1 protein-coding gene is annotated in these 1199 nt (G+C 64.2%); it reads left to right on the top strand.

What is annotated here, in order from left to right:
• Positions 1-138: 138 nt before the first annotated feature.
• Positions 139-1199 (top strand): alkyl hydroperoxide reductase subunit F (gene ahpF / locus BIS11_RS18010; RefSeq protein WP_253586785.1); only part of this gene is annotated, 1061 nt, incomplete at its 3' end.

Genomic DNA, 1199 nt, shown 5'->3' with positions numbered 1-1199 from the left:
GGGCGCGCCGTTTCAGCCCCCCGCTTCTTCAAGCGTCGGGTCTTCATTACCGCAACACCCCTTTCTCCCGCCTCACCCCGACGTTCGGGCTCATGGGCGGTCGAGACATATTCAAGCCGATTGCGAGGAACCACGGTCATGCTGGACGCGAATTTGAAAAATCAGTTGAAGGCTTATCTGGAAAAGGTGACCCAACCGTTCGAGATCGCGGCATCCCTCGACGACGGCGCCAAATCTCAGGAGCTGCTCGGCCTCTTGCAGGACATCGCCAGCCTCTCCGACAAGATCACCCTGACAACCGATGGCCAGGACGCGCGCACGCCGTCGTTCGCCATCAACCGCCCCGGCGAAGAGACCGGCGTGGTGTTCGCCGGCATCCCGATGGGCCACGAGTTCACCTCACTGGTGCTGGCGCTTCTGCAGGTCGGCGGTCACCCGCCCAAGACCTCCCAGGAGACACTCGATCAGATCAAGGCCCTCGATGGCGAGATGCGCTTCGAGACCTACTATTCGCTGTCGTGCCAGAACTGCCCGGACGTGGTGCAGGCGCTGAACCTGATGGCGATCTTCAACCCGAACGTCCAGCACGTGGCCATCGACGGCGCGCTGTTCCAGGATGAGGTCGAGGCGCGCGAGATCATGTCGGTGCCGAGCGTCTACCTCAACGGCAAGCCCTTCGATCAGGGCCGCATGACGATCGAGCAGATTCTCGCCAAGGTCGATACGGGTGCGGCCGAGCGCGACGCGAAGAAGCTCAGCGAAAAGGCCGCGTTCGACTCCCTGATCATCGGCGGCGGCCCCGCTGGCGCCTCGGCGGCGATCTATTCGGCGCGCAAGGGCATCAACACCGGCGTGGCTGCGGAGCGCTTCGGCGGCCAGGTCTCGGATACCCTGGGCATCGAGAACTTCATCTCGGTCTCCCATACCGAAGGCCCGAAGCTGGTGGCGGCCCTCGAGCAGCACGTCAACGACTACGAAGTCGACGTGATGAACCTGCAGCGCGCCACGGGCTTCAAGGCCGCCGAGACCGAGGGCGGGCTGCATGAAGTGACGTTCGAATCCGGCGCCACGCTCAAGAGCAAGACCTTGATCCTGGCGACCGGCGCCCGCTGGCGGGAAATGAACGTGCCCGGCGAGCAGGAGTACCGCAACAAGGGCGTGGCCTACTGCCCGCACTGCGACGGCCCGCTGTTCAAGGG

The organism is Halomonas sp. 707D4 (genome assembly GCF_024158685.1).
Taxonomy (GTDB): domain Bacteria; phylum Pseudomonadota; class Gammaproteobacteria; order Pseudomonadales; family Halomonadaceae; genus Vreelandella.
The sequence above is the reverse complement of the archived record's forward strand: the minus strand, read 5'-3'. Positions and strand labels throughout refer to the sequence as shown.